Source organism: Arthrobacter sp. efr-133-TYG-118 (assembly GCF_030209755.1).
Classification (GTDB): domain Bacteria; phylum Actinomycetota; class Actinomycetes; order Actinomycetales; family Micrococcaceae; genus Arthrobacter.
The window spans coordinates 96,590-116,846 of sequence record NZ_JARVRH010000008.1 but is presented as its reverse complement, the minus strand read 5'-3'; the positions used below and the strand labels follow the sequence as shown (position 1 = coordinate 116,846).

General features: G+C 65.0%; 19 protein-coding genes and 3 tRNA genes. 15 read left to right on the top strand and 7 right to left on the bottom strand.

Going from position 1 to position 20,257, the window contains the following annotated elements:
* Position 1 precedes the first annotated feature (1 nt).
* Together hutG and QRN59_RS07705 are read right to left on the bottom strand one after the other, a co-directional pair.
* Positions 2-967, bottom strand: coding sequence for a formimidoylglutamase (gene hutG / locus QRN59_RS07710; protein WP_284981942.1), 966 nt, complete (start codon positions 965-967; stop codon positions 2-4).
* Positions 968-1,041: 74 nt separating this feature from the next.
* Positions 1,042-2,484, bottom strand: coding sequence for an NCS2 family permease (locus QRN59_RS07705; protein ID WP_284981941.1), 1,443 nt, complete (start codon positions 2,482-2,484; stop codon positions 1,042-1,044).
* Between the two features lie 114 nt (positions 2,485-2,598).
* Between QRN59_RS07705 and QRN59_RS07700 the strand changes: the two genes are divergently transcribed.
* Positions 2,599-3,282: a copper resistance CopC family protein gene (locus QRN59_RS07700; RefSeq protein ID WP_284981940.1), complete on the top strand. Its 684-nt coding sequence runs from the start codon at positions 2,599-2,601 to the stop codon at positions 3,280-3,282.
* A 104-nt stretch (positions 3,283-3,386) separates the two neighbouring features.
* On the opposite strand, the gene QRN59_RS07695 is transcribed toward QRN59_RS07700, so the two are convergent.
* Positions 3,387-4,115, bottom strand: coding sequence for an NAD(P)/FAD-dependent oxidoreductase (locus QRN59_RS07695; RefSeq protein ID WP_284981966.1), 729 nt, complete (start codon positions 4,113-4,115; stop codon positions 3,387-3,389).
* Between the two features lie 398 nt (positions 4,116-4,513).
* Between QRN59_RS07695 and QRN59_RS07690 the strand changes: the two genes are divergently transcribed.
* Entirely contained in the window at positions 4,514-5,563 is a 1,050-nt protein-coding gene (locus QRN59_RS07690; RefSeq protein ID WP_284981939.1) for a universal stress protein, read from the top strand.
* A gap of 38 nt (positions 5,564-5,601) precedes the next feature.
* Positions 5,602-8,412: a PEP/pyruvate-binding domain-containing protein gene (locus QRN59_RS07685; protein WP_284981938.1), complete on the top strand. Its 2,811-nt coding sequence runs from the start codon at positions 5,602-5,604 to the stop codon at positions 8,410-8,412.
* Between the two features lie 19 nt (positions 8,413-8,431).
* Here the strand turns inward: QRN59_RS07685 and QRN59_RS07680 are convergent, their stop codons facing one another.
* A complete protein-coding gene (locus QRN59_RS07680) occupies positions 8,432-9,352 on the bottom strand; it encodes a cation diffusion facilitator family transporter (protein ID WP_284981937.1) in 921 nt (306 codons plus the stop codon).
* 10 nt (positions 9,353-9,362) lie between these two features.
* On the bottom strand, positions 9,363-9,878 hold the full coding sequence (locus QRN59_RS07675; protein WP_284981936.1) for a metallopeptidase family protein: 516 nt from the start codon (positions 9,876-9,878) through the stop codon (positions 9,363-9,365).
* 160 nt (positions 9,879-10,038) lie between these two features.
* On the opposite strand from QRN59_RS07675, the gene QRN59_RS07670 reads away from it, so the two are divergent.
* Both QRN59_RS07670 and QRN59_RS07665 read left to right on the top strand, forming a co-directional pair.
* Positions 10,039-11,091 carry a LacI family DNA-binding transcriptional regulator gene (locus tag QRN59_RS07670; RefSeq protein WP_284981935.1) on the top strand — a complete coding sequence of 351 codons (1,053 nt, stop codon included), beginning with the start codon at positions 10,039-10,041 and terminating at the stop codon, positions 11,089-11,091.
* Between the two features lie 30 nt (positions 11,092-11,121).
* Positions 11,122-12,042 carry a carbohydrate kinase family protein gene (locus QRN59_RS07665; RefSeq protein ID WP_236814432.1) on the top strand — a complete coding sequence of 307 codons (921 nt, stop codon included), beginning with the start codon at positions 11,122-11,124 and terminating at the stop codon, positions 12,040-12,042.
* A 52-nt stretch (positions 12,043-12,094) separates the two neighbouring features.
* Here the strand turns inward: QRN59_RS07665 and QRN59_RS07660 are convergent, their stop codons facing one another.
* A complete protein-coding gene (locus tag QRN59_RS07660; RefSeq protein WP_284981934.1) occupies positions 12,095-13,003 on the bottom strand; it encodes a DMT family transporter in 909 nt (302 codons plus the stop codon).
* Between the two features lie 251 nt (positions 13,004-13,254).
* Here QRN59_RS07660 and QRN59_RS07655 point away from each other — a divergent pair.
* The 9 genes from QRN59_RS07655 (at position 13,255) to QRN59_RS07615 (ending at position 16,799) form a co-directional block, all read left to right on the top strand.
* Positions 13,255-13,327, top strand: a tRNA-Glu gene (locus QRN59_RS07655).
* A 100-nt stretch (positions 13,328-13,427) separates the two neighbouring features.
* Positions 13,428-13,501, top strand: a tRNA-Asp gene (locus tag QRN59_RS07650).
* Between the two features lie 50 nt (positions 13,502-13,551).
* Positions 13,552-13,627, top strand: a tRNA-Phe gene (locus QRN59_RS07645).
* Between the two features lie 303 nt (positions 13,628-13,930).
* On the top strand, positions 13,931-14,404 hold the full coding sequence (locus QRN59_RS07640; protein WP_284981933.1) for an Asp23/Gls24 family envelope stress response protein: 474 nt from the start codon (positions 13,931-13,933) through the stop codon (positions 14,402-14,404).
* Positions 14,401-14,592 carry a DUF2273 domain-containing protein gene (locus QRN59_RS07635; RefSeq protein ID WP_059388473.1) on the top strand — a complete coding sequence of 64 codons (192 nt, stop codon included), beginning with the start codon at positions 14,401-14,403 and terminating at the stop codon, positions 14,590-14,592. Before QRN59_RS07640 ends, QRN59_RS07635 begins: the two co-directional genes overlap by 4 nt.
* The gene (locus tag QRN59_RS07630) at positions 14,589-14,972 is read left to right on the top strand and encodes a hypothetical protein (RefSeq protein ID WP_234752755.1); all 384 of its coding nucleotides are present in this window, start codon (positions 14,589-14,591) and stop codon (positions 14,970-14,972) included. The genes QRN59_RS07635 and QRN59_RS07630 overlap by 4 nt, the downstream gene beginning before the upstream one ends.
* The gene (locus QRN59_RS07625) at positions 14,969-15,688 is read left to right on the top strand and encodes a DUF6286 domain-containing protein (RefSeq protein ID WP_284981932.1); all 720 of its coding nucleotides are present in this window, start codon (positions 14,969-14,971) and stop codon (positions 15,686-15,688) included. The genes QRN59_RS07630 and QRN59_RS07625 overlap by 4 nt, the downstream gene beginning before the upstream one ends.
* Positions 15,685-16,296: a hypothetical protein gene (locus QRN59_RS07620; protein ID WP_284981931.1), complete on the top strand. Its 612-nt coding sequence runs from the start codon at positions 15,685-15,687 to the stop codon at positions 16,294-16,296. The genes QRN59_RS07625 and QRN59_RS07620 overlap by 4 nt, the downstream gene beginning before the upstream one ends.
* Positions 16,297-16,493: 197 nt before the next feature.
* Positions 16,494-16,799, top strand: coding sequence for a hypothetical protein (locus tag QRN59_RS07615; RefSeq protein ID WP_284981929.1), 306 nt, complete (start codon positions 16,494-16,496; stop codon positions 16,797-16,799).
* Positions 16,800-16,918: 119 nt separating this feature from the next.
* Here the strand turns inward: QRN59_RS07615 and QRN59_RS07610 are convergent, their stop codons facing one another.
* Positions 16,919-18,820, bottom strand: a complete 1,902-nt coding sequence (locus QRN59_RS07610; protein ID WP_502871037.1) for a glycoside hydrolase family 13 protein — start codon at positions 18,818-18,820, stop codon at positions 16,919-16,921.
* A gap of 88 nt (positions 18,821-18,908) precedes the next feature.
* On the opposite strand from QRN59_RS07610, the gene QRN59_RS07605 reads away from it, so the two are divergent.
* Positions 18,909-20,189 (top strand): ABC transporter substrate-binding protein, encoded by a 1,281-nt coding sequence (locus tag QRN59_RS07605; protein ID WP_284981928.1) that lies wholly within the window; start codon positions 18,909-18,911, stop codon positions 20,187-20,189.
* The last annotated feature ends 68 nt before the right edge of the window (positions 20,190-20,257 follow it).

Below are 20,257 nucleotides of genomic sequence, written 5' to 3'. Positions count from 1 at the left end.
CCTACCCCAGCAGCGTGTTCACCAGGCGCGCGGCCACTTTGGCGGTCTGCGAGTCGATATCGAACTCGGGGTTGAGCTCGGCAACGTCCAGGTGCAGGAGTTTCCCGCTCGCGGCAAGCTGCTTGCACACCGCGTTGATGACGTGCAGCGGCACGCCATACGCTGCGGGGGCGCTCACTCCGGGAGCCACCGACGCCGGCAGCACGTCCAGGTCGATCGTCAGGTAGAGCACGTCCACGGTGTCCAGGAACCGCGTCACGAAATCCTGCACGGCCTCCGGGGAGCAGTCCTCATCCAGCAGGTACTTCACTCCCAGCCGGTCCGCCGTATCGAAGAGGGCGCATGTGTTGTTGGGCTCGGAGATGCCGACGACGGCGTAGTTCAGTTCGCGGCCCGCGGCGGCTTCCGCTCGAGCCATCTGCAGGAACGGCGTGCCCGAGCTCGGCACAGTATCGTCCCGCAAGTCGAAGTGCGCGTCCAGGTTCAGGACTCCGAGGCGCTTGCCGCTCTTCACGGCCTCCGAGCCAGCCACGCCCAGGTAGCTGGCGAAAGCAGTTTCGTGCCCGCCGCCGAGCAGCACCGTGAGCTTGCCGGCGTCGAGCAATTCCGAAATCACGCGGCCCGCGCGCTCCTGGCCCGCCTCCAGCGAGCCGTCCTCCACAACGACGTCGCCGGCGTCGAACACGTCCCGGTCCAGATGGAAAGCCAGCGGGCCCAACGCTTGGCGGATTGCCTCCGGCGCGGCGGCCGCGCCAATACGGCCCTTGTTGCGCCGCACGCCTTCGTCACTGCGGAAGCCCACGACGACGGCGGGCCGGGACCCCGCTTCCGTCCCGCCGGGGGCGGCTGCATCGGCAGTCTGGGGCGCCACGGCCTGCCACCAACGGCGGTGCTCATCGCCGTCGCCGTCGAAGCGGCCGGTCCACGGCGTCGGGCGGACATCGGCAACAGCGGGGGAAATCTCCATGATTCAAGCTCAGCGCATGACGGCAGCGAAAAACACGGCTTGCAGGCGGAGGGTGTCCGGTATTCCGGAAAGGCCTACTTGACTCCCAGGATTTCCTCGACGGGACCGATCCCGAAGAACAGCAGGAATGCCGCGGCCACGGCCCACATGAGCGGATGGACTTCGCGGGCCCGGCCCTGGAAGGTGCGGATGAGTGCGAAGGAAATGAACCCGGCGCCAAGGCCGTTGGCGATCGAGTAGGTGAACGGCATGAGGGCCATGGTCAGGAACGCAGGAATGCCGACACCCCAGTCCTGCCAGTGGATCTTGCCCACCTGGGACACCATCATGAAGCCCACCACCACCAGTGCGGGGGCGACGGCCTCGAAAGGGACCAGGTTGATGAGCGGGGTGAAGAACATGGCCACCAGGAACAGCAGGCCGGTTACGATCGACGCGAGGCCGGTCCGGGCGCCCTCGCCAATGCCGGCGCCGGATTCAACGAAGATCTGGTTGGAGGACACGGACGAGCCGCCACCGATGATCGCACCGAGCGCGTCCACTTGCAGGACGCGGTCCACGTTGGGGATGTTTCCGTGCTTGTCGATGTTTCCTGCTTCCCTGGCCAGGCCCACCATGGTGCCCATAGCGTCGAAGAAGATGCTGAGCAGGATCACGAATGCCAGCAGCGTGGCGGCGATGATGCCAAGGTGCTGGAACGCGCCGAGGGGGTTCGCTTTGCCGATGAGGGACAGGTCCGGAGCGGCCCACTCGGTGAACTTGGGCGCGACCAGGGACCAGCCGCGGGGATTGTAGGTCTTGCCGTCGAAACTCGGTCCGATGTGCAGGGTGAATTCAAGGATGGCCGCGAGGGCAGTGGAGACGATGATGCCGATCAGGATGGCGCCACGTACTTTGCGGACCACCAGGGCGATGGTCAGGACAAGGCCGACGACGAATACCAAGGTGGGCCAGCCAAGCAGCTTCCCGTCGACGCCCAGGCCCAGCGGGACCGTGGTACCGGCGGCGTCCGGGATGCGGCGCACGAAGCCGGCATTGACCAGGCCGATCAGCGCGATGAAGAGGCCGATGCCCACCACGATCGCAGTCTTCAGGGCCTCAGGTACGGCTTTGAAAACGGCGGTCCGGAAACCCGTGAGCACCAGGATCAGCATGGTCAGGCCCGAGAGCATCACCAGGCCCATCATGTCCGGCCACGTCAGGCCGGGGTGTGAGGCAATGGTGACTGCCACGAAGGCGTTGACGCCCAGCCCGGTGGCAATGGCGAAGGGGTGCTTGGCCCAGGCTCCCATGAGGATCGTCAGGATGCCGGCCACGAAGGCCGTGGTGGCGGCGACGGCGGCGAAGCCAAGGGAAGCTCCACTCGAGTCCGTCCCGGAAAGGATCAAAGGATTGAGGACCACGATGTAGCTCATGGCAAAGAACGTCGCGAAGCCGCCTCGGATTTCTCGCGAGTAGTTGGATCCGCGTTCCGAAATCTTGAAGTAGCGGTCGATGGCTGAGCCCTGCTTGAGCATGGAAGTCTCCGGGGATCGGGGAAGTGTGCTTTCAAATCCTATGCCCGCGGCTTCGGCCCTCCCTCGAATTCGCCTAGTCTGTAAGGAATCCAACACCAAGGGAGTCACTCGCTCATGCGCCCTATCCGCCAGCTGCTGGCCGTCGTCGTCGCTTTCGCAGGGGTTCTTTTCTCTGCCGCCCTGTTCTCAGCGGCACCCGCCTTCGCGCACGACGTCGCCGAGTCAACGTCACCGGCCAACGGCTCAACGGTTGCCAGCGTCCCCGACTCCGTGTCCATCACGTTCAACAACCGGCCGCTCCTGCTCGGCTCGCAGATCCGGGTGAACGACGCCTCAGGCCAGAACTGGGCGGATGGTTCCGTCGAGATTGTGGACGCCGTGGTGTCGCAGAAACTGAGGCCTGGCGCGCCTGCCGGCGCATTCACCGTCATCTGGCGGGTTGTCAGTTCGGATTCGCACCCCATCGAAGGCACCTTTACGTTCACTGCCAAAGCAGGAAGTACGACGGCGGGCAGCGGCTCCGCGAGCACCGCACCATCTGTGGAGGTGCCCACCGCCGGCACTGCCGCACCTGGGTCGACCGCGACGCCGGAGAAGGTGCCCGATGCCTCCCAGCCGTTCCCCTGGAGCATTGTGGTCTTCGCGATGGTGGCCGCGGGCCTGCTGGTTTTCCTGGGCGTCACGGCGCGGCGCAGGCTGGCAGGCGGGGATTCCGGCGATTCTGATGATTCCAGCGACTCTGATGGTTCCGGGAACTCCGAGGGGGCCGGGGATTCCGAGGACGACGAGGACTCATAGGAGAGTCTGCCCAAGCCTCGCCTCACAAAACCGGCGCTTGTTTTCCAGACCCGATCTTGAAGGGCCGGAATGGAAAACAAGCGCCGGTCGGTGCGGGACTCTTTCTAGGCCGAAGCAGGAATTGCCGCGAAGGTACCCGTGAGGGCCCCGTGGACGCTCTCCGGGTGGACCTTGGCGGAAATCGCCTGGCCCACCACCTTGGCTTGGCGCAGGACTTCCTTTGGTGTGGGTGTGGCAAGTTCGCCGACGCCGACCAGGTACATTCCAATCGCGCGCATGGCTGCGACAAGGTTCTGGCCGATCGCGATGCCGAGCTCGGCAAGCATCCGCCGCAATTGGCTCTGACCGCAGCGGGTGACAACGACGTGGTCGGCCAAGAGCACTCCGTTGGCGGTGTGGACGACCCACTGGTACGAGGCCACACCCGAGGAAGCCACGGCTGGTGCTGACAGATCCGGTCCGGCGGCGTTGGAAAGCCCGGAGCCGTAAACCACCGATCCGGAAATCGCGGTCCCCACCGCAGCTTCGTCCAGGCGATCCAGGCGATCCAGGCGGACGGCTCGCGTGGTGCTCCGCACATCGAGCCCGTGACTGGCCGCGTAATTGCGCAGGTGCCGGAGGATTTCGCTGCGCTCCTGGAGGCATGCGGCGTCGGCCGCGTCGCAGCGCTGGAGGATGCCGGTGTTGAGCGGCTGCAAAGGTCCGGGGACATGCATTCCGTCCACCACGATGGCGTCTACGCCGTAGCGGCTGAGTTCGCTGGCCACGGCCAGGCCGGGCATGCCGGCACCGATGACCACGGTGGTGGTGCGTTCCGTACTCGCAGCAGGCATGGTTGACACAGCTTGGCTCCTCTTTGAAGGTGCGTTGCCGAAGGCAACACCGGGGTGGCGTCCGGGTCCCCAAGCGGTCGCGAATGATGGCCGTTGATGTGTCGAAAAACACGATCCCCGGTCACCAGTGCCTCGAACATTACAGAAGAAATCGCGTGGTGGATAGCCCCGGCATCGGCATGTCCGCCGATGCGTTTTTCGCGCTCCGATTCGGCAGATTTCCACGCCCCCGGGCGGCTTTCCACATACGCTTCTTCCGGCTTGATTCGGCCCTTGCAAACGAGAATAGTGAGCATTGGAGACCGCAACTCACGGCAGTCAAGCGAGAAACACGTTGTGGGCGCGGCCTCTGGCAGAATAGCCGCAACATCAGCCAGCAGTGCGAGGAGGCAGGCCCCATGGACCAGCACGGCAAACACTCTGAGAGCCATCGACCAGAGGCCGGGGGCAATGGAGAGGAACCATCCATTGCCCCCGGCGGAATTGTGGTGGGCGTTGACGGCAGCGAACACGGCCAATGCGCCCTCATTTGGGCCGCCCGGGAGGCCGAACGCAGGCAACTACCCCTGCATGTAGTCACGGCCTACTCCGTGCCCATCTTCGCGGCGTCCGGCCTGGACGGCGGCTACGCAACCGTGGATGACTCCGTTATCCGGGACGGCGCCGAAGCAATCGTCAAGCAGGCCCTTGAGAAGGTCTCCGGCTACGCCATCGACGTCGATGGCTCGGTGGAGAACGGCGATGCCTCCGGCGTGCTGCTCGATCTGTCCGAAACGGCCGAGCTCCTCGTCTTCGGCACCCGGGGACGCGGCGGCTTCGTGGGCAGGCTCCTGGGCTCCGTGAGCAGTGCCCTGCCGGCCCACTCCAAGTGCCCCACTGTGACAGTCCCGCTCTTCTGCGCGGACCGATTGGGTGAAACCACAGAGGACAAGCACATTAAGGCCGAGCGCGCGAAGGTCGGCTCCCGCGTGATCGAGAATGTGGTCGCAGTCGGCGTGGACGGCTCGGAACAGGCCCGTGTTGCCGTCCTCGAAGCCGCAGAGCAGGCCCAACGCATGGGAGCAAAGCTGCGCGTCATCTGCGCCGTACCCGAGTACAGCGGTTCCCTCGCGTGGGTTCCGGCACCCCTGGACCGGGAGGCACTCTTCAAGGACATCAGGGTTCAGCTCGACGCAGGCCTGGCGTGGCTCAAGAGCCATTTCCCCAAGCTTCCAGCGGAAACCCAACTGCTCGATGGTTCGCCCGTTGAAGTTCTCGTGGAAGTGAGCCGGAGCGTCGAACTGGTGGTGCTGGGCACGCGCGGGCGGGGAGGCTTCGCAGGAATGCTCCTCGGATCGACGTCGGATGGAGTCCTACACCACGCCAAAGGGCCCGTGCTGGTTGTTCCCGACCGCGAGGACCCCAGGCTGGCGGACCGCGTCAAATTCGGTCCGATGCTCGCCGCATAACAGGCAAACCCAAGGACCGGTGACGCAGGCGGACGGCAATGGTGGAGCACGCACAGCCCGGGGAGGGTTCGCGCTTGATCGTCGAGCTGCGACGGATCCGGGCAACCATGCTTCCAGAGGTCGGCGGCAAGGCGGCCAATCTCGGCGAGCTGATCTGGGCGGGACTTCCGGTCCCGCCCGGGTTTTGCCTGACCACCGGGGCCTACCGGCGCGCGCTTCAGCCCGATGCGAGCTCCGGGTCCCCTGGCGAAAATCAAGGAATTCCCGGCGGTGGCCCCGAGTTTGCGACGCTCCCGGACATTCTTCGTGGCTTTGGGGCCGTGGAACCCGGCGACCTTGATGGGCTCGCGTCCCTCGCGGCCCGCACCAGGGAAGCTGTGCTCGACGCCGGGATCCCGGCCGACGTAGAAGACGCCGTCCGCTCGGCCTACTCCGCGCTGGGCTCGGAAGTCCCGGTTGCCGTCAGGTCCTCTGCCACGGCCGAGGACCTGCCCTTTGCGAGTTTCGCCGGCCAGCAGGACACCTACCTGAACGTCGTGGGGGCTGACGCCGTGCTGCAGGCCGTCCGGAAGTGCTGGGCGTCCCTGTGGACGGACCGGGCGGTCAGCTACCGGGCAAGCAACGGGATCGACCACGCCGCGGTGACGCTCGCCGTCGTCGTCCAACGGATGGTGGATGCTGAAACCGCAGGCGTGTTGTTCACCGCCAATCCGGTGACCGGGCGGCGCCGCGAAGCAGTGATCGACGCCAATCCCGGGCTCGGTGAGGCCGTGGTCTCCGGCGCGGTGAATCCGGACCACTTTGTGGTGGATTCCCTCACCGGCAGGATCACGGAACGAAGGATCGGCGACCGGAAGCTGGTGATTCGCTCCATTCCCGGAGGCGGGACCGAAAGGCTCGGCGCGACGGCGCAGGCAGAAGACGGAACAGCCGGGAATGCCTGCCTTGCCGACTCCCAGATCAGGGCGCTTGCTGTCCTCGGCCAGCGCGTCGAGGAGCATTACGGAGCACCGCAGGACACTGAATGGGCCATCGATGGCGACGGCAAACTGTGGCTCACCCAAGCCCGCTCCATCACCACGCTCTACCCGCAAATGACCCGCCAACCCGCAGTCCCCGGTCCGCATGCGTACCTTTGCTTCAGCCTCGCCCAAGGACTCACACGTCCCCTGACTCCCATGGGCCTCGCGGGCATCAGGCTCATGGGGTCCTCGGTAGCCGGCGCGGCGGGATTCCGCGTTCCCGAACCGCGGGACGGGCCTTCGCCCTACTACGAAGCGGGGCAACGGATCTATTTTGACCTTACTTCGGTGTTCCGGAGCAAGGCCGGGCGGGCCATCGTGCCCAGGATCTTCGACGTCATGGAAGCGCGTTCGGCGGCCATCATGCGCGCCCTGTTCGAGGATCCGCGATTTGCCGTCACGAGCAGGACCCCCTTCAAACTGCTCAGGCACGTTGTCCCGATCGTGCTCCGGTTCCGCCTTCCGGAGACCCTGTTGCGCGCCCTCTTTCGGCCGGACGTTGCCCTCGACAAGGTGGAACGGCTGGGCGAGAACCTGAAGGCCACGCATGAAGTCCCCGCCGATGCCGCTCCCCGTGAAAAGCTGGACCACGCCGAGAGGATACTTCGCGAGGAATTGTTCCCCATACTGCCCAATATCCTGCCGCCGGTAGCGCTTGGGTTTGCGATGATCGGTTTGGTCCGGAAAATACTTGGCGAACAGGCCTCCTGGGGTGAACTCCAAACCATCATCCGCGGCCTGCCCAACAACGTCACCACTGAAATGGACCTTGCCCTGTGGCGACTCTCGACCAGCATCCGCGACGATCCCGCGGCCGCTGAGGCCTTTACCGGCGGCGAGCCCGCGGTGCTCGCGGAGAGCTACCGCAACGGCGGGCTGCCGTTCGTCGCGCAGGCGGGATTGGCCTCGTTCCTGCGCGGCTACGGGCACCGGGCCATCGCCGAAATCGACCTGGGGATGCCCCGCTGGTCCGACGACCCCACCCACATCATCGGAGTCCTGGTCAACTACCTTCGCCTCGACGATCCGCGCCTGGCGCCGGACAAGCAGTTCGAAAAAGCTGCCCGCGACGCCGAGGAACAGCTCGCCGTACTGGTGGCCCGTGCGAGGTCCAAGAGTCCGCTTCACGCCCTGATCGTGAAAACGGCCCTTGAGCGGACACGCATGTTCGCGGGACTCCGTGAGCTTCCGAAGTACCACCTCGTGCGTGGCTTCGCCGCGGTCCGCGCCCGGCTTTCGGAAGTAGGGGAAACCTTGGCGGATGCGGGAGTCATAAATGACCCCGCCGACGTGTTCTTCCTGGATTTCAACGACGCCCGCCATGCCTTGGACGGCAAGGATCTCCACGATCTGGTGGCGCAGCGGCGCGAGGCCTACGAGCTTGAACTCAAGCGCCGGCACGTGCCACGCGTGCTGCTCTCCGACGGCACCGAGCCGGAAGCCCTGCCCGCCGGCTTCCTGGGCAGCCGGAATGGATGCCCGGCGCCGGGCGGCGCACTGCCGGACGGCATGCTGCAGGGAACCCCGGCTTCAGCGGGCACGGTGACCGCAGTGGCCAGAGTGATCATGGATCCCGTGGGCGCGCATCTCGAACCCGGAGAAATCCTGGTGGCGCCCTCCACGGATCCCGGCTGGACCCCCCTCTTCCTGACTGCCGGGGGACTCGTGATGGAGATGGGCGGCCCCAACTCACATGGCGCGGTCGTGGCCCGTGAGTACGGGATTCCCGCGATCGTGGGCGTCCCGGATGCCACGTCCCGGATCAGTTCAGGCCATAGGATCACGGTGGACGGCGCCGCGGGGACGGTGGTTATCCAACCGAGCTAGGCTGACCGCACAGGGGTCCCTACGCGTGCTGGTGGGTTTCGTGCGCCGAGTGGCCGGCAGGTTCCAGTTGGAAGGTGCAGTGCTCGGTGTCGAAATGCGAGCCAAGGCAGGAACCGAGTTGGTCCAGGAGCCGGTCGGCGCCGGTGGCGTCCAGGATCCGGTCCTCAACCACCACGTGGGCCGAGAACACTGGAACGCCCGAGGTGATGGTCCAGATGTGGATGTCGTGAACCGCCACCACGCCCTCAACAGAGAGGATGTGCTCGCGGATCATTTTGACTTCGACACCTTTGGGCGTGGCCTCCAGCAGGACGTCAACCACGTCGCGCAGCAGATGCCAGGCCCGGGGCAGGATCATCAGCGAAATCAGGATGGAGGCGATGGGGTCTGCCGCCCGGAAATCGGTGACCATGATGACTATCGCAGCCACGATGACCGCAAACGAACCCAAAAGATCCCCGAGGACTTCGAGGTAGGCGCCGCGGACGTTCAGGCTCTCCTTCTGGGCCCCGCGCAGGATGAGGAGCGATACCACGTTTGCCACCGCACCCAGAATGGCGGCAAAGAGCATGATGTCGGTGCGGATTTCCAGTGTCTCCCCGAAACGGCGGAGTGCCTCAATGAAGATCACCACTGAGATCACGATCAGGATGAGGGCGTTGGCCAGCGCTGCCAGGACCTCGGCACGCTGGTACCCGTAGGTGCGTTGATCACTCGCCGGCCGGGTGGCTATCCACGCGGCAAGCAGCGCGATGAAGACGCCTGCGGCGTCGGAGAGCATGTGGCCCGCGTCAGCCAGCAGCGCCAGGGAACCGGAGACGACGGCGCCCGCCACCTGGACGAGGACCACCCCGAGGGTGATGGCCAGCACAGCGACCAGCCGCTTGCGATGCTTGCCGGTTGCGGTGACGCCGTGCGAGTGGTCGTGATCGTGCCCCATGCCTACAAGGCTATCCCCAGCCGAGCTCGTGCAAGCGGTCGTCGCCGATGCCGAAGTGGTGGGCGATCTCATGGATCACGGTGATGGCCACTTCGTCGATTACCTCCTGGCGGGATCCGCAGATATCCAGGATCGGCTGCCGGAAAATGGTAATCCGGTCAGGGAGGGAACCGGCATCCCACCAAGAGTCCCGTTCCGTCAAGGGCACGCCCTCGTATAGTCCGAGGAGTACCGTGTCCGGCTCGTCTCCAGGTTGCGGGATGTAGTCGTCCTCGATGAAGATGGCCACGTTGTCCATGGCCCGGGCCGCTTTGTCCGGGATGAGGAGCAAGGCATCGCCGACGGCCGCCTCGAAGTCTTCCGGCGACATCGCGAATGGAACGGTGTTGAACTGCGCGGCTTCAGCGTCGGCCCCAACGCCAGCACCCCCATTGCCAGTACCGGGGAGCCGGGAGAAAATGCGCTGGCCGCCGGGGGAATCACCGTCGGGAACGATCGGCAGGCCGGGAGGTAAATTCGCGGGCATGTTCTGACTCTAGTCCGCGGCCCGGTCGTTGACGCCGGGTTTGATGACAGCTACAGTTTTCCGGGCTGGTAATTCGTATAACCCGGTCCCAGGTTAAGCCCAGCCAGTCGTGCGGATCCTGTGACAAGCACCCCGGTGCCCTCAACAGACAGGCCAGCCCATGACCCGCCCCGGAAGCCGCTCCGGCACGACGATGAACGACGTCGCTGCCGCTGCCGGTGTTTCCCAGGCCACGGTTTCCCTAGTGCTCAACGAGGCTGCGGGAACCAGGTTCTCGGAGGAAACCCGGCGCAGGGTCCATGCTGCCGCCCACGAACTGGGGTACCGGACCAACGCCCACGCCAAAGTGCTCCGCGACGGCGTTGCCGGGATGATCGGCTTCGTTGGCGACTTCGTGGCCACAGCGCCATTCGCGGGCAAGATCATCGAGGGCGCCCAAGCCCGGGCCTGGGAGGCCGGGCTGCTTCTCCTGACCGTCAACACCGGCGGTGACAAGGCCCTCGAGGCCGCTTCGCTGGAGACCATGCTGTCCTACAAGGTGGCCGGAGTGGTCTACGCCGCCATGTACCACCGGGTACTTGAGGTGCCGGACGTCCTGGCGGAGGTGCCCGCCGTCGTGCTCAATTCGCGCGACCGTTCCGGGCGTTTTCCAAGCATCGCTCCCGAAGAGGAGCTGGGTGGGTACACCGCCGCCAAACGCCTGCTGGACGCAGGCCACCGGCGTATCGCGATGATCAACATCGGTGCGGTCGACGGTGAGCTTCCCGCCGCCGTCGGACGCTATGCCGGCTATCTCCGGGCACTCAAGGAGGCTGGCGTGCACCCCGACCCCGGGCTCCACCGCATCGGCGACGGTCATGAGTCGGGCGGTTTCGACAATGCCCTCGCACTCATGACTGGTCCACAGCCACCCACCGCCATCTTCTGCGCCAACGACCGCACCGCCTGGGGTACCTTCCAAGCGGTGGCCCAGCTCGGATTGTCCATCCCGCACGATGTGTCGCTGGTGGGTTTCGACAACCAGGAAACGCTTGCCCCGCACTTGCGGCCCGGGCTGACCACCCTGGAACTTCCCTTCCTTGAGATGGGCCGCCGCGCCGTCGAACTGCTGCTGGGCGGCGCGGAGCGTGACGGCAGTACCGAATATTTTGAATGTCCCCTCGTCGAACGCGATTCGGTGGCGGCGCCGTCGAAAGCCACTAGTAGCCACTGAAAATCCCCCCAACCAACGAACAGGAAACGCATGAACCACTCGCCCCTTGCGTCCGAGCCGCTCGACGTCGTCGTGGTCGGCGAGGCGCTCATCGACATCGTCAACTCGCCCGAAGGGCAGACCGAATACCCCGGCGGCTCGCCTGCGAACGTCGCCTACGGCCTAGGGCGGCTCGACGTGAAGGCCGGGCTGCTGACCGCCGTCGGGCGTGATTCCCGGGGCGAGTCCATCGCGGCGCACCTGGCAAGCGCCGGTGTGGTTGTCCTGCCGGGCTCGCAATCGCTCGCGAAGACTGCGACGGCGACGGCGGAGATCGCAGCGGACGGTTCAGCCGAGTACACCTTCGACATCGAGTGGAAGCTGGGTCCCGCCGCACTCCCTTACGCCCCGAAGGTCCTCCACACGGGCTCGATCGCTACGTTCCTCGAGCCCGGCGCCGGCGTCGTCAGGACCCTCCTGGAGCAGGCCCAGGGTGGATGCATCGTCACGTACGACCCCAACATCCGCACCGATCTCCTGGGCAGCCACGGCGAGGCACTCCGCATTTTCGAGGACCTCGTACCGCTGACCAGCGTCGTGAAGCTCAGCGACGACGACGCGTTGTGGCTCTACCCGGGCAAGTCCCTGGAAGAGACCGCCAGGCACATCCTGGGCCTGGGTGCAGGCCTGGCCGTCGTCACGCGAGGCGCCCAAGGCTCCTTGATGGCGACGCCGCACACCCAGCTGACGGTTCCCGCGGTGACATCGGTGGTGGCGGACACCATCGGCGCCGGCGATTCCTACATGTCGGCACTGATCCTCGGGCTGCTGCTGCGCGGCAGCCAAGGGCTTGCGCCCACCGTCCTCGAACGCATCGGGCAAACGGCCTCCATGGCCGCGTCCATTACCGTGGGGCGCCCGGGAGCCAACCCGCCCACGCACCGCGAGCTTCTCGCCGGGATGGCGAGGTAGCGACGGCGGAGCTTCGACGGCGGCACGGGCACCTCGCTCGCGCGCGGCGATCCTAGCGGGACCGGCGCCGCGTCAACCCGACGCCCGCGAGGCAAATGACGCCGCCCACGAGGCCCCAGATGGTGGGTATCTCCTTGAGGACCGCCCAGGAAATCAGAATCGTGGCGCCCGGAACCAGGTACGTCGTGGCGGCGAGTTTCCCGGCCTCAATGAGGGATAGCGCATAGGCCCACGTCGTGAAAGCGATGGCCGTCGGGAAGATCCCGAGGTACACCAGGCCGAGAGTGGCCGGAAGGGGTGCGGCCTGCACTTCGGCCACCAGTTGTCCGGCCCACGGCAGGCAGCACACGGCGCCCACCATGATGCCAAACCAGGTGGCCTGTGCCGCGGAGAACTTGCGGAGCACGGGCTTCTGGACAATCACGCTCACCGCGGCGAGCACAGCGGCAAGGAGGCACAACAGCACTCCGGCGACGTCCGCCGTCGAGCGCTGTCCCGAACCGAGCGCGATCAGCGCAACGCCGCCGAACGCCACGAGGCTGCCGATGATCAGCCAGCGCGGAAAGCCTTCCTTCAGGATGACGCCGGCGAGGACGGCGATCAGGATCGGCGAAACGTTGATGAGCATGGCGCTGGTTCCGGCATCGAGCATGTGTTCGGCGGCGTTCAGGGCCAGGTTGTAACCTGCGAACCACATGACACCGTAAGCTAGGATGGGCAGCCATTCGCGGCCTTTGGGCCAGCGCTTGAGCCTGGGCAGGGCGACAATGCCGAGCGCGACGGCGGCAACCACCAGCCGTCCGAGCGTCAAGGAGCCGGGGGAGAAGCTGGGTCCCACGGCCCGGATGCCCACGAAGGCGGATGCCCAGAGGACAACGGTGACGATGACGGCGGCGATGCCGAGCTTACTGATGGTCCGGGAAGTTGTGGTCGCCGGAGAGGTTGGGGTGCTTGTGGCCATGATGCCAATCTAGCCCGCAACGGGCTGGACGGACTGGCGGAATTCGGACGTCTTTCAACAAGAAACCGCCAACTCTGACGCGGCGGATTTGAGGTCGGTTTGCGTTCCTGCTTTGAGCCTCGTTTCCGTTCCGCAGCGCGCGATTTGGGAATATCCCCGACTATGCTCTAAAGTTTTAGAGTCCAGTTCGGACGAGCGAGAAGCGGTAAACGCATAGCGTTGTTGGCCGCCGCAAATTCGGATTGTTCCAGGCCCCCATCGTCTAGCGGCCTAGGACACCGCCCTTTCACGGCGGCGGCACGGGTTCGAATCCCGTTGGGGGTACGCAAGGAACTGGTCAAGCCGGACTGAAAAGTCTGGTAAGCTGGAAGCCTTGAAAAAGGCGGTAGAGATACCGCAATCGTAGTAGAGATACTGCAAGCAAGGCCCTGTAGCGCAGTTGGTTAGCGCGCCGCCCTGTCACGGCGGAGGTCGCGGGTTCAAGTCCCGTCAGGGTCGCTCTGATTGCCGGAAGAAATTCCGGCAATCATGGTGACATTGTCACCTAAGGCTCTGTAGCTCAGTTGGTAGAGCGTTCGACTGAAAATCGAAAGGTCACCGGATCGACGCCGGTCGGAGCCACCACTGGGAAGCGTCAGTTCTTCGGAACTGGCGCTTTTCTTCTTTTAATCTGCAGGGGAAAAGCCCGGGGTTATTCGGTTTGTGCCTAAAAGGCGAACATTTTCCGTGCACGCGCGCTATTGTCGTGCGTACGCGAGCGATTCTGCTCAATCATTCGAATGGACAAACCCCGGCCCCCTCGAATCACGCGGTCGGCAAGCTGCGCGGCCCGGAATGATCCAGCAGAATCCGACAGCGTCGGCCGGCTTGTCTCCGCCTTGTCTTGGCCAAGCGCTAGGGTGGTACTCAAGAGAAGGGGAGGGCTAAATGGACCAGCAGGAAAGCTACACCGCGCCTGAACCGGAAGCCGTTGGGGCTCCGGTATCCGAAGACCGGCAAACGGTGGCAGGAAGTGGCCGCACAGTGATCTCTGATTCCGCTGTCGCCAAGGTTGCAGGCATTGCCGCCAGGGCTGTTCCTGGTGTCTATTCCCTGGGATCGGCCCCCTCGCGCGCCCTCGGAGCCATCCGCGATGCCGTCGGCAGCCAGGACCATGCTGCGGGTGTCCGGGCCGAGGTCGGAGAAACCCAAGTGGCCGTGGACCTCAATCTTGTGGCTGTCTATGGATACCCTTTGCATGATGTCGCCAACCAGGTCCGTGCGGCCGTCTATCGGGCGGTCGAATCGTTGGTGGGGCTGGAAGTCATCGAGGTCAACGTTGAGATCAACGACGTCTACGTTGCTCCGCCCATCAAAGCCGGAACAAAAGGCGCATTATCGGAAAGGGAGCCACTCCAGTGAACTTGACCGTTGTCGGTATCGGGATCGGCGCCTTCGTGGCGTTCATGGCCTTCCAATTCGGGCTGTGGGGTTTCATCATCGCCCTTCTCTTCATGGGCATCGGTGCACTTCTGGGCCGCGCCGCGGACGGAAAGCTTGACCTGCGCAGCGTGCTGGATGCCCTCACCGGCCGCCGTTCATCGTCATGAGTTCCACGGCTGAGGCTGTGCAGCCGGCCGTCTCACTGGCTGGCCACAACCGAATCAGCACCCAGGCCCTCACCACTTTGGCCCAGGCGGCCGCCGCGGAAGCGCTCGGTGTCTCGGCACAGGATGTTCGCGCCGAATGGTCGGACGACGACGGTCTCCTGGCACTCTCGATTGCCGCCCCGATCCGTGTGCCCTCGCTGACGGAAGTCCTCAGAGACCCGCTGCGGGTAGAGGGATACGGCGGGACGGTTTGGGACCGGGCCGTAGCTGCCAAGACGGCCATCCTTGAGCGTGTCACCCAGCTCAGCGGTTCTACCTTGAGCCGGGTGGATATCCGGATCAGCGGTGCACGGATCAGCGAAGGAGCTCGCGTCCAATGAGCCACGCCCAGACCCCGCACGCCCGGCGCAGCCACCCGGACACTGCGCACTCCCATACGCCCGACGGCGACGCCCCTGGTGTCCAGGCAGGCGACACCCCCGGCGTCCAGACACCAGGGACCTCCGACGCCGGCGACCCGATCGACGTCGGACTCCAGCGCATCCTCAAGCGTGAGACCCGGTCCTCGCGCGCCGGAATGGCCGGGCTGGCCGCAGCCCTTGTGATTGCGGCCTGTGTCTACGCCCTCCTCGAATCCGCTTTGCGCGCCATTGGCCAACCACCGTGGCTCATCGATCCGCAAACAGCTGCCGAACGGCTGACGGCCCTGCCTGGAGGTATTTCGCCCTTGCTGCTCGGTGCACTCGGCGGCGTCGTGGCTATGGTGGGCCTGATCTTCTTCTTGAACGCGGTCCTGCCCGGCCGGAAGTCCCGGCACTTGCTTGAGGATCCCCGGGCCGGAGTAGTCGTGGACGACGAGGTCATCGCTTCGGCACTTGCCAGGGCTGCCCGGACCGCAGCGAACGTCACCCAGGAGCAAGTCATGGTGGTGGTCTCGCAAAGGCTGGTTTTGGTCAACGTCCGGCCCACCTCGGGTGTGCCCTTGCACGAGGAACGGATCCTCGCCGCCGTCGAGGACGAACTTCAAAGGATGGCCCCTTCGCCCATGCCTTCAGTCCGGGTCAATGTCGCTATTTCCGGGGTGATCGGGGCATGAACGGCACGCCGCACGTCCTCAACCGCATCCTGATCGGCATCCTTGGCCTGAAGCTGCTGGCCATCGGCATTCTCCTGATGCTGCTCGCCACCGTTCCCGCCGTGGGAAGTTGGTGGCAAGGGTGGTCTGCCGGGCTCTGGGAACACGCGAAATACCTCTCTGAGCAGACCCGCATTCCAGGTCGGGAAGAAAGCTGGCTCTGGGTTGCCGCAGCAGCGGTGCTGGTTGTGCTGATCGTGCTCATGGTGTCGTGGGTGTCGCAGCAGGGCAAAGGCCGCGTCAACCTCATCGTGTCGGTGTATGACGACGCCCGGACCCCTGGCGACGTCAACATCGGCGGGAGCCTTGCCGAGCAGGCGCTCAAGGCGGCCCTCGCGGAACGTACCGATCTCGCGGGCGTAACGGTGGCAACCTACGAAGTCAACGGTCGTCCCGGGCTCCGGGTCAGGGTCCAGCCCCGTCAAGGCGTTTCCCCGCACCTGCTGGCCGCGGACGTCTCCCGGCTGGTGGAGGCGCTGGACGTGGTGGTGGGGCGCAGGACTCCCGTCTTGATTCATATCGGGGCCGGCGCGCGGACCCGGTTCAGCAAGGCCGAGCGCGTTCGTTGAACTGACGCCAACCCCTGTTAGCCGGATGGCTAAGTTACCTCCCGGGCGTTTTGCGTTGCAGAGCTGACCGCGGGGCCATAGTTTGAAGGGTAGGGGGAACTCTTCCCTTTGGTTGGGCTTGCCCGGCCGGCACCGGACCTTGGGTCCGCGTCAAGCCGATGGACCAAAACACTTGGACCAGGAACAAGGAGAAAACCATGAGCGAAGAAGTCAACAACATCAAGCAAACCGCCGAAGCCGCGGCTGAACAGGCCAAGCACGTCGCAGGCGACGCCGCGGAGCACGTCAAGGAATTTGCCGGCGAGGCGGTCGGTAACGCGAAAGAATTCGCTGGCGACGCCGCGGAGCACGTCAAGGAGTTCCTCTCGGGTGACGTGGCTGAGAAAGCCAAGGACCTCTCGGGTGACGTCGCAGAGAAAGCCAAGGAAATCGCGGGCGACGTGGCCGAGAACGCCAAGGGCCTCGGCTCCAAGATCGCCGGTTTCTTCAAGGGCGGCAAGTAGGTTCCACGCGGTCACGGCGCCTTTCCTGACCCTTTTTGGCTACAGAACGGGGCCGACACGCACAACTTGCTGCGTGTCGGCCCCGGTTCCGTGCCAAAGAAGGTCGGGAAGGGAAGCCCCTACTTCGCCACGAGGTACGCCCCGCTGTCCGGGACAATCGAAGCCCCGCCCGAGCCGCCGTCGCTGGAGAGTTCCACCCGGAACCCGGCAGGTACGGGGAGGGCAGTATTTCCCATGTTGACCACCACCAGCACGTCCCGGTTGTGGAAGGCAAGGACTCCGTTGGCGGGATCGTGCTCCCCAGCCCACTGGAACGTGCCCGAGCCCAGGAGATGGGACCGGCGGAATGCCAGGACCGAGCGGTACAGCTCCAGGGTGGAGCCCCCGACGCCGGCTTGGACGTCCGCAGCCAGTTCGCCGAACGCTTCGGGCTGGGGCAGCCAGGGCGCCGCGGGCGCTTTGCCAGCGGCACCGGCGCCGCCCGTACCAGGCGATGCCGCTTCCGAGAATCCGAAGCCGGGCTCTTTGGATTTCCAGGGCAACGGTACGCGGCACCCATCGCGGCCGCGCTCCACGCCCTTGGTCCGGAAGAACGAGGGGTCCTGGCGCGCCTCGGCAAGCAGGGACGTGTGCTCCGGAAGGCCGAGTTCCTCACCCTGGTACAAATAGGCCGACCCCGGCAGGGAGAAAGACACCATGGAAGCTGCCCGTGCCCGCGCGAGGCCCAGGGCGGCGTCGGGCTGTTCGTCTTCCGCCGAGATGCCCTTGGGGAAGGTGGTGGGATCTGCCAGCCCGAAGCGGCTGGGGTGCCGGACGGTGTCGTGGTTGCTCAAGACCCAGGTGGAGGGCGCCTCGACGGATCCCGCCGCGTCCAGCGAAGATTCTATTGCCTCCGCCATGCGCTCCGCGTCCCAGCCTGCCAGGAGGAAATCGAAGTTGAAGGCCTGTTGCATTTCATCCTTGCGTACGTACCGGGCCAACCTCTCAGCAGGCTCGACCCAGGCCTCGGCAACCAGCATGCGGTCGCCGTCGTACTCGGCGAGGACTCGGTGCCATTCGCGGTAGATCTCGTGGACGCCGTCCTGGTCGAAGAAGGGCGAGGGCGGGTCCAGCGGCGGCTTGACCTTGTGTTCGACGGCGGTCGCTACGGCCGCCGCAGCGGGCTCGGCTCCGGAAGCGACGTGAGGGTGTGCGGTGTGCGGTTCGACGGCTTCGCTGTGGGCGCCCGGCGCGGATAAACCACCTTCGACCATGGCGGCAGCGCCTTCCCAGTCCGGCAAGCCGGGTTCTTTGACCAGGCCGTGGGCAACATCCACGCGGAAGCCGTCAACTCCGCGGTCCAGCCAGAAGCGCAGTACCGAACGCATCTCTTCGTGGACTTCGGGGTTCTCCCAGTTGAGATCCGGCTGCTTCGTATCGAAAAGGTGCAGGTACCACTCGCCGGGAGTGCCGTCGTCGTTCGTTAGGCGCGTCCACGCGGGGCCGCCGAAGATGGATTTCCAGTTGTTCGGGGCCAAGGCCCCGTCCCCGGAGCCCGGTTTGGAGTCTTTGCCCCGGTGGAACATGTAGCGCTCGCGTTCGGGGGAGCCGGGGGCGGCGGCGAGGGCTTCGCGGAACCAGGCGTGCTCGTCCGAGGTGTGGTTGGGCACGAGGTCGACGATGACCTTGATACCCAGGCTGTGGGCCTTCTCCAGCATGGCGTCGAAGTCATCCAATGTGCCGAAGAGGGGATCCACGGCCCGGTAGTCCGCTACGTCATATCCAGCATCAGCCTGCGGCGACTTGTAGAACGGGGAGAGCCACACGGCATCCACCCCCAGCGTTTGCAGATAGGGCAGTTTCGCGGTGACCCCGGCAAGGTCGCCCATCCCATCGCCGTTGGCATCGGCGAACGAGCGGGGATAAATCTGGTAGACGACGGCGCTTGCCCACCACGCGGAATTGCTGGAACCGGGGGTTGGGATCGGGGAGTGCGGCACTGGATTCCTCTCGATGACATATTTTTGTGTAAACGCTTGCATTACTACCCGGAAGCTTACTAATGTGAGGCTCACCACATCAACCGCACTGCGGAAAAAGACCTGGTCCACTCACTGAGGAGTTCCCAGCATGAACACACGCAAGTACCTTTTGCCGGCTGCTGTCGCCGGCGTGCTAGCCATGTCCCTGTCCGCCTGTGGTGGCGGCGGTGGCGGCAGCACGGCCTCAAGCGGCGGAGATGCCGCAGCGAACCTCGACGGACGGGGTCCAATCACCTATGTCCAGGGCAAAGACAACAGCAACGTTGTCCGCCCGCTAGTCGATAAGTGGAATGCGGCGCACCCGGACCAGAAGGTCACCTTCAAGGAACAGTCCGACCAGGCGGACCAGCAGCATGACGATTTGGTCCAGAACTTCCAGGCCAAGAACGTCAATTACGACGTCGTTGACGTGGACGTCATCTGGACCGCTGAGTTTGCCGCGAAGGGTTGGTTGCAGCCCCTCACGGACAAGATGAGCATTGATACCTCCAAGATGCTGCCCGCCACGGTCAAGACGGCAACGTACAACAACACGCTCTTCGCGGCACCCCAGACCTCCGACGGCGGCATTCTCTACTACCGCAAGGACTTGGTGCCCACCCCGCCCAAGACCTGGGACGAGATGATGAGCATGTGCTCCATCGCGAAGCAGAACGGCATCGACTGCTACGCAGGACAGTTCGCCAAGTATGAAGGCCTCACCGTGAATGCGGCTGAAGCCATCAACTCGGCAGGCGGCACGATCGTGGGAGACGACGGCAAGTCCACCGTGACCTCCGCGGCGGCCAAGGCCGGCCTCAACAATCTGGTCGCGGCCTACAAGAGCGGAAACATCCCCACGCAGGGCGTGACCTACCAGGAAGAACAGGGCCGTCAGTCCTTCGAAGACGGCAAGCTTCTCTTCCTCCGCAACTGGCCTTACGTGTACAACCTCGCCAAGACGGACGGCTCGTCCAAGGTGAAGGACACCTTCGGCATGGCTCCGCTCCCGGGCAAGAGCGGCCCCGGCGCCTCTTCCCTTGGTGGCCACAACCTTGCCGTCAGCGTCTACTCGGCGCACAAGGCCACGGCCAAGGACTTCCTGACCTTCATGACCAGTGAAGAGACTGAAAAGTTCTACGCTACGCAGGGCTCGCTCGCCCCGGTGCTCACTTCCTTGTACGACGATCCGACCCTGGTCAAGCAGCTGCCGTACCTTCCGGTGCTGAAGACCTCGATCTCGAATGCCGTGCCGCGCCCGGTCACGCCGTTCTACCCGGCAGTCACCAAGGCCATCCAGGACAATGCCTACGCCGCCATCAAGGGTGACAAGTCCGTCGATCAGGCAATGACGGATATGGACACGGCCATCAACTCGGCCAGCCAATAGCGACACCTCCAGTGAACCTCGGGCGGCTGGCGCTTCAAGCGCACGGTCGCCCGAGGGGCACGCTATCA

What these genes read in the sequence shown, in the direction of transcription:
- hutG (WP_284981942.1), bottom strand. Translation starts at nt 967, where the DNA reads ATGGAGATTTCCCCCGCTGTTGCCGATGTCCGCCCGACGCCGTGGACC.
- QRN59_RS07705 (WP_284981941.1), bottom strand. Translation starts at nt 2,484, where the DNA reads ATGCTCAAGCAGGGCTCAGCCATCGACCGCTACTTCAAGATTTCGGAA.
- QRN59_RS07700 (WP_284981940.1), top strand. Translation starts at nt 2,599, where the DNA reads ATGCGCCCTATCCGCCAGCTGCTGGCCGTCGTCGTCGCTTTCGCAGGG.
- QRN59_RS07695 (WP_284981966.1), bottom strand. Translation starts at nt 4,115, where the DNA reads ATGCCTGCTGCGAGTACGGAACGCACCACCACCGTGGTCATCGGTGCC.
- QRN59_RS07690 (WP_284981939.1), top strand. Translation starts at nt 4,514, where the DNA reads ATGGACCAGCACGGCAAACACTCTGAGAGCCATCGACCAGAGGCCGGG.
- QRN59_RS07685 (WP_284981938.1), top strand. Translation starts at nt 5,602, where the DNA reads ATGGTGGAGCACGCACAGCCCGGGGAGGGTTCGCGCTTGATCGTCGAG.
- QRN59_RS07680 (WP_284981937.1), bottom strand. Translation starts at nt 9,352, where the DNA reads ATGGGGCACGATCACGACCACTCGCACGGCGTCACCGCAACCGGCAAG.
- QRN59_RS07675 (WP_284981936.1), bottom strand. Translation starts at nt 9,878, where the DNA reads ATGCCCGCGAATTTACCTCCCGGCCTGCCGATCGTTCCCGACGGTGAT.
- QRN59_RS07670 (WP_284981935.1), top strand. Translation starts at nt 10,039, where the DNA reads ATGACCCGCCCCGGAAGCCGCTCCGGCACGACGATGAACGACGTCGCT.
- QRN59_RS07665 (WP_236814432.1), top strand. Translation starts at nt 11,122, where the DNA reads ATGAACCACTCGCCCCTTGCGTCCGAGCCGCTCGACGTCGTCGTGGTC.
- QRN59_RS07660 (WP_284981934.1), bottom strand. Translation starts at nt 13,003, where the DNA reads ATGGCCACAAGCACCCCAACCTCTCCGGCGACCACAACTTCCCGGACC.
- QRN59_RS07640 (WP_284981933.1), top strand. Translation starts at nt 13,931, where the DNA reads ATGGACCAGCAGGAAAGCTACACCGCGCCTGAACCGGAAGCCGTTGGG.
- QRN59_RS07630 (WP_234752755.1), top strand. Translation starts at nt 14,589, where the DNA reads ATGAGTTCCACGGCTGAGGCTGTGCAGCCGGCCGTCTCACTGGCTGGC.
- QRN59_RS07625 (WP_284981932.1), top strand. Translation starts at nt 14,969, where the DNA reads ATGAGCCACGCCCAGACCCCGCACGCCCGGCGCAGCCACCCGGACACT.
- QRN59_RS07620 (WP_284981931.1), top strand. Translation starts at nt 15,685, where the DNA reads ATGAACGGCACGCCGCACGTCCTCAACCGCATCCTGATCGGCATCCTT.
- QRN59_RS07615 (WP_284981929.1), top strand. Translation starts at nt 16,494, where the DNA reads ATGAGCGAAGAAGTCAACAACATCAAGCAAACCGCCGAAGCCGCGGCT.
- QRN59_RS07610 (WP_502871037.1), bottom strand. Translation starts at nt 18,820, where the DNA reads ATGCAAGCGTTTACACAAAAATATGTCATCGAGAGGAATCCAGTGCCG.
- QRN59_RS07605 (WP_284981928.1), top strand. Translation starts at nt 18,909, where the DNA reads ATGAACACACGCAAGTACCTTTTGCCGGCTGCTGTCGCCGGCGTGCTA.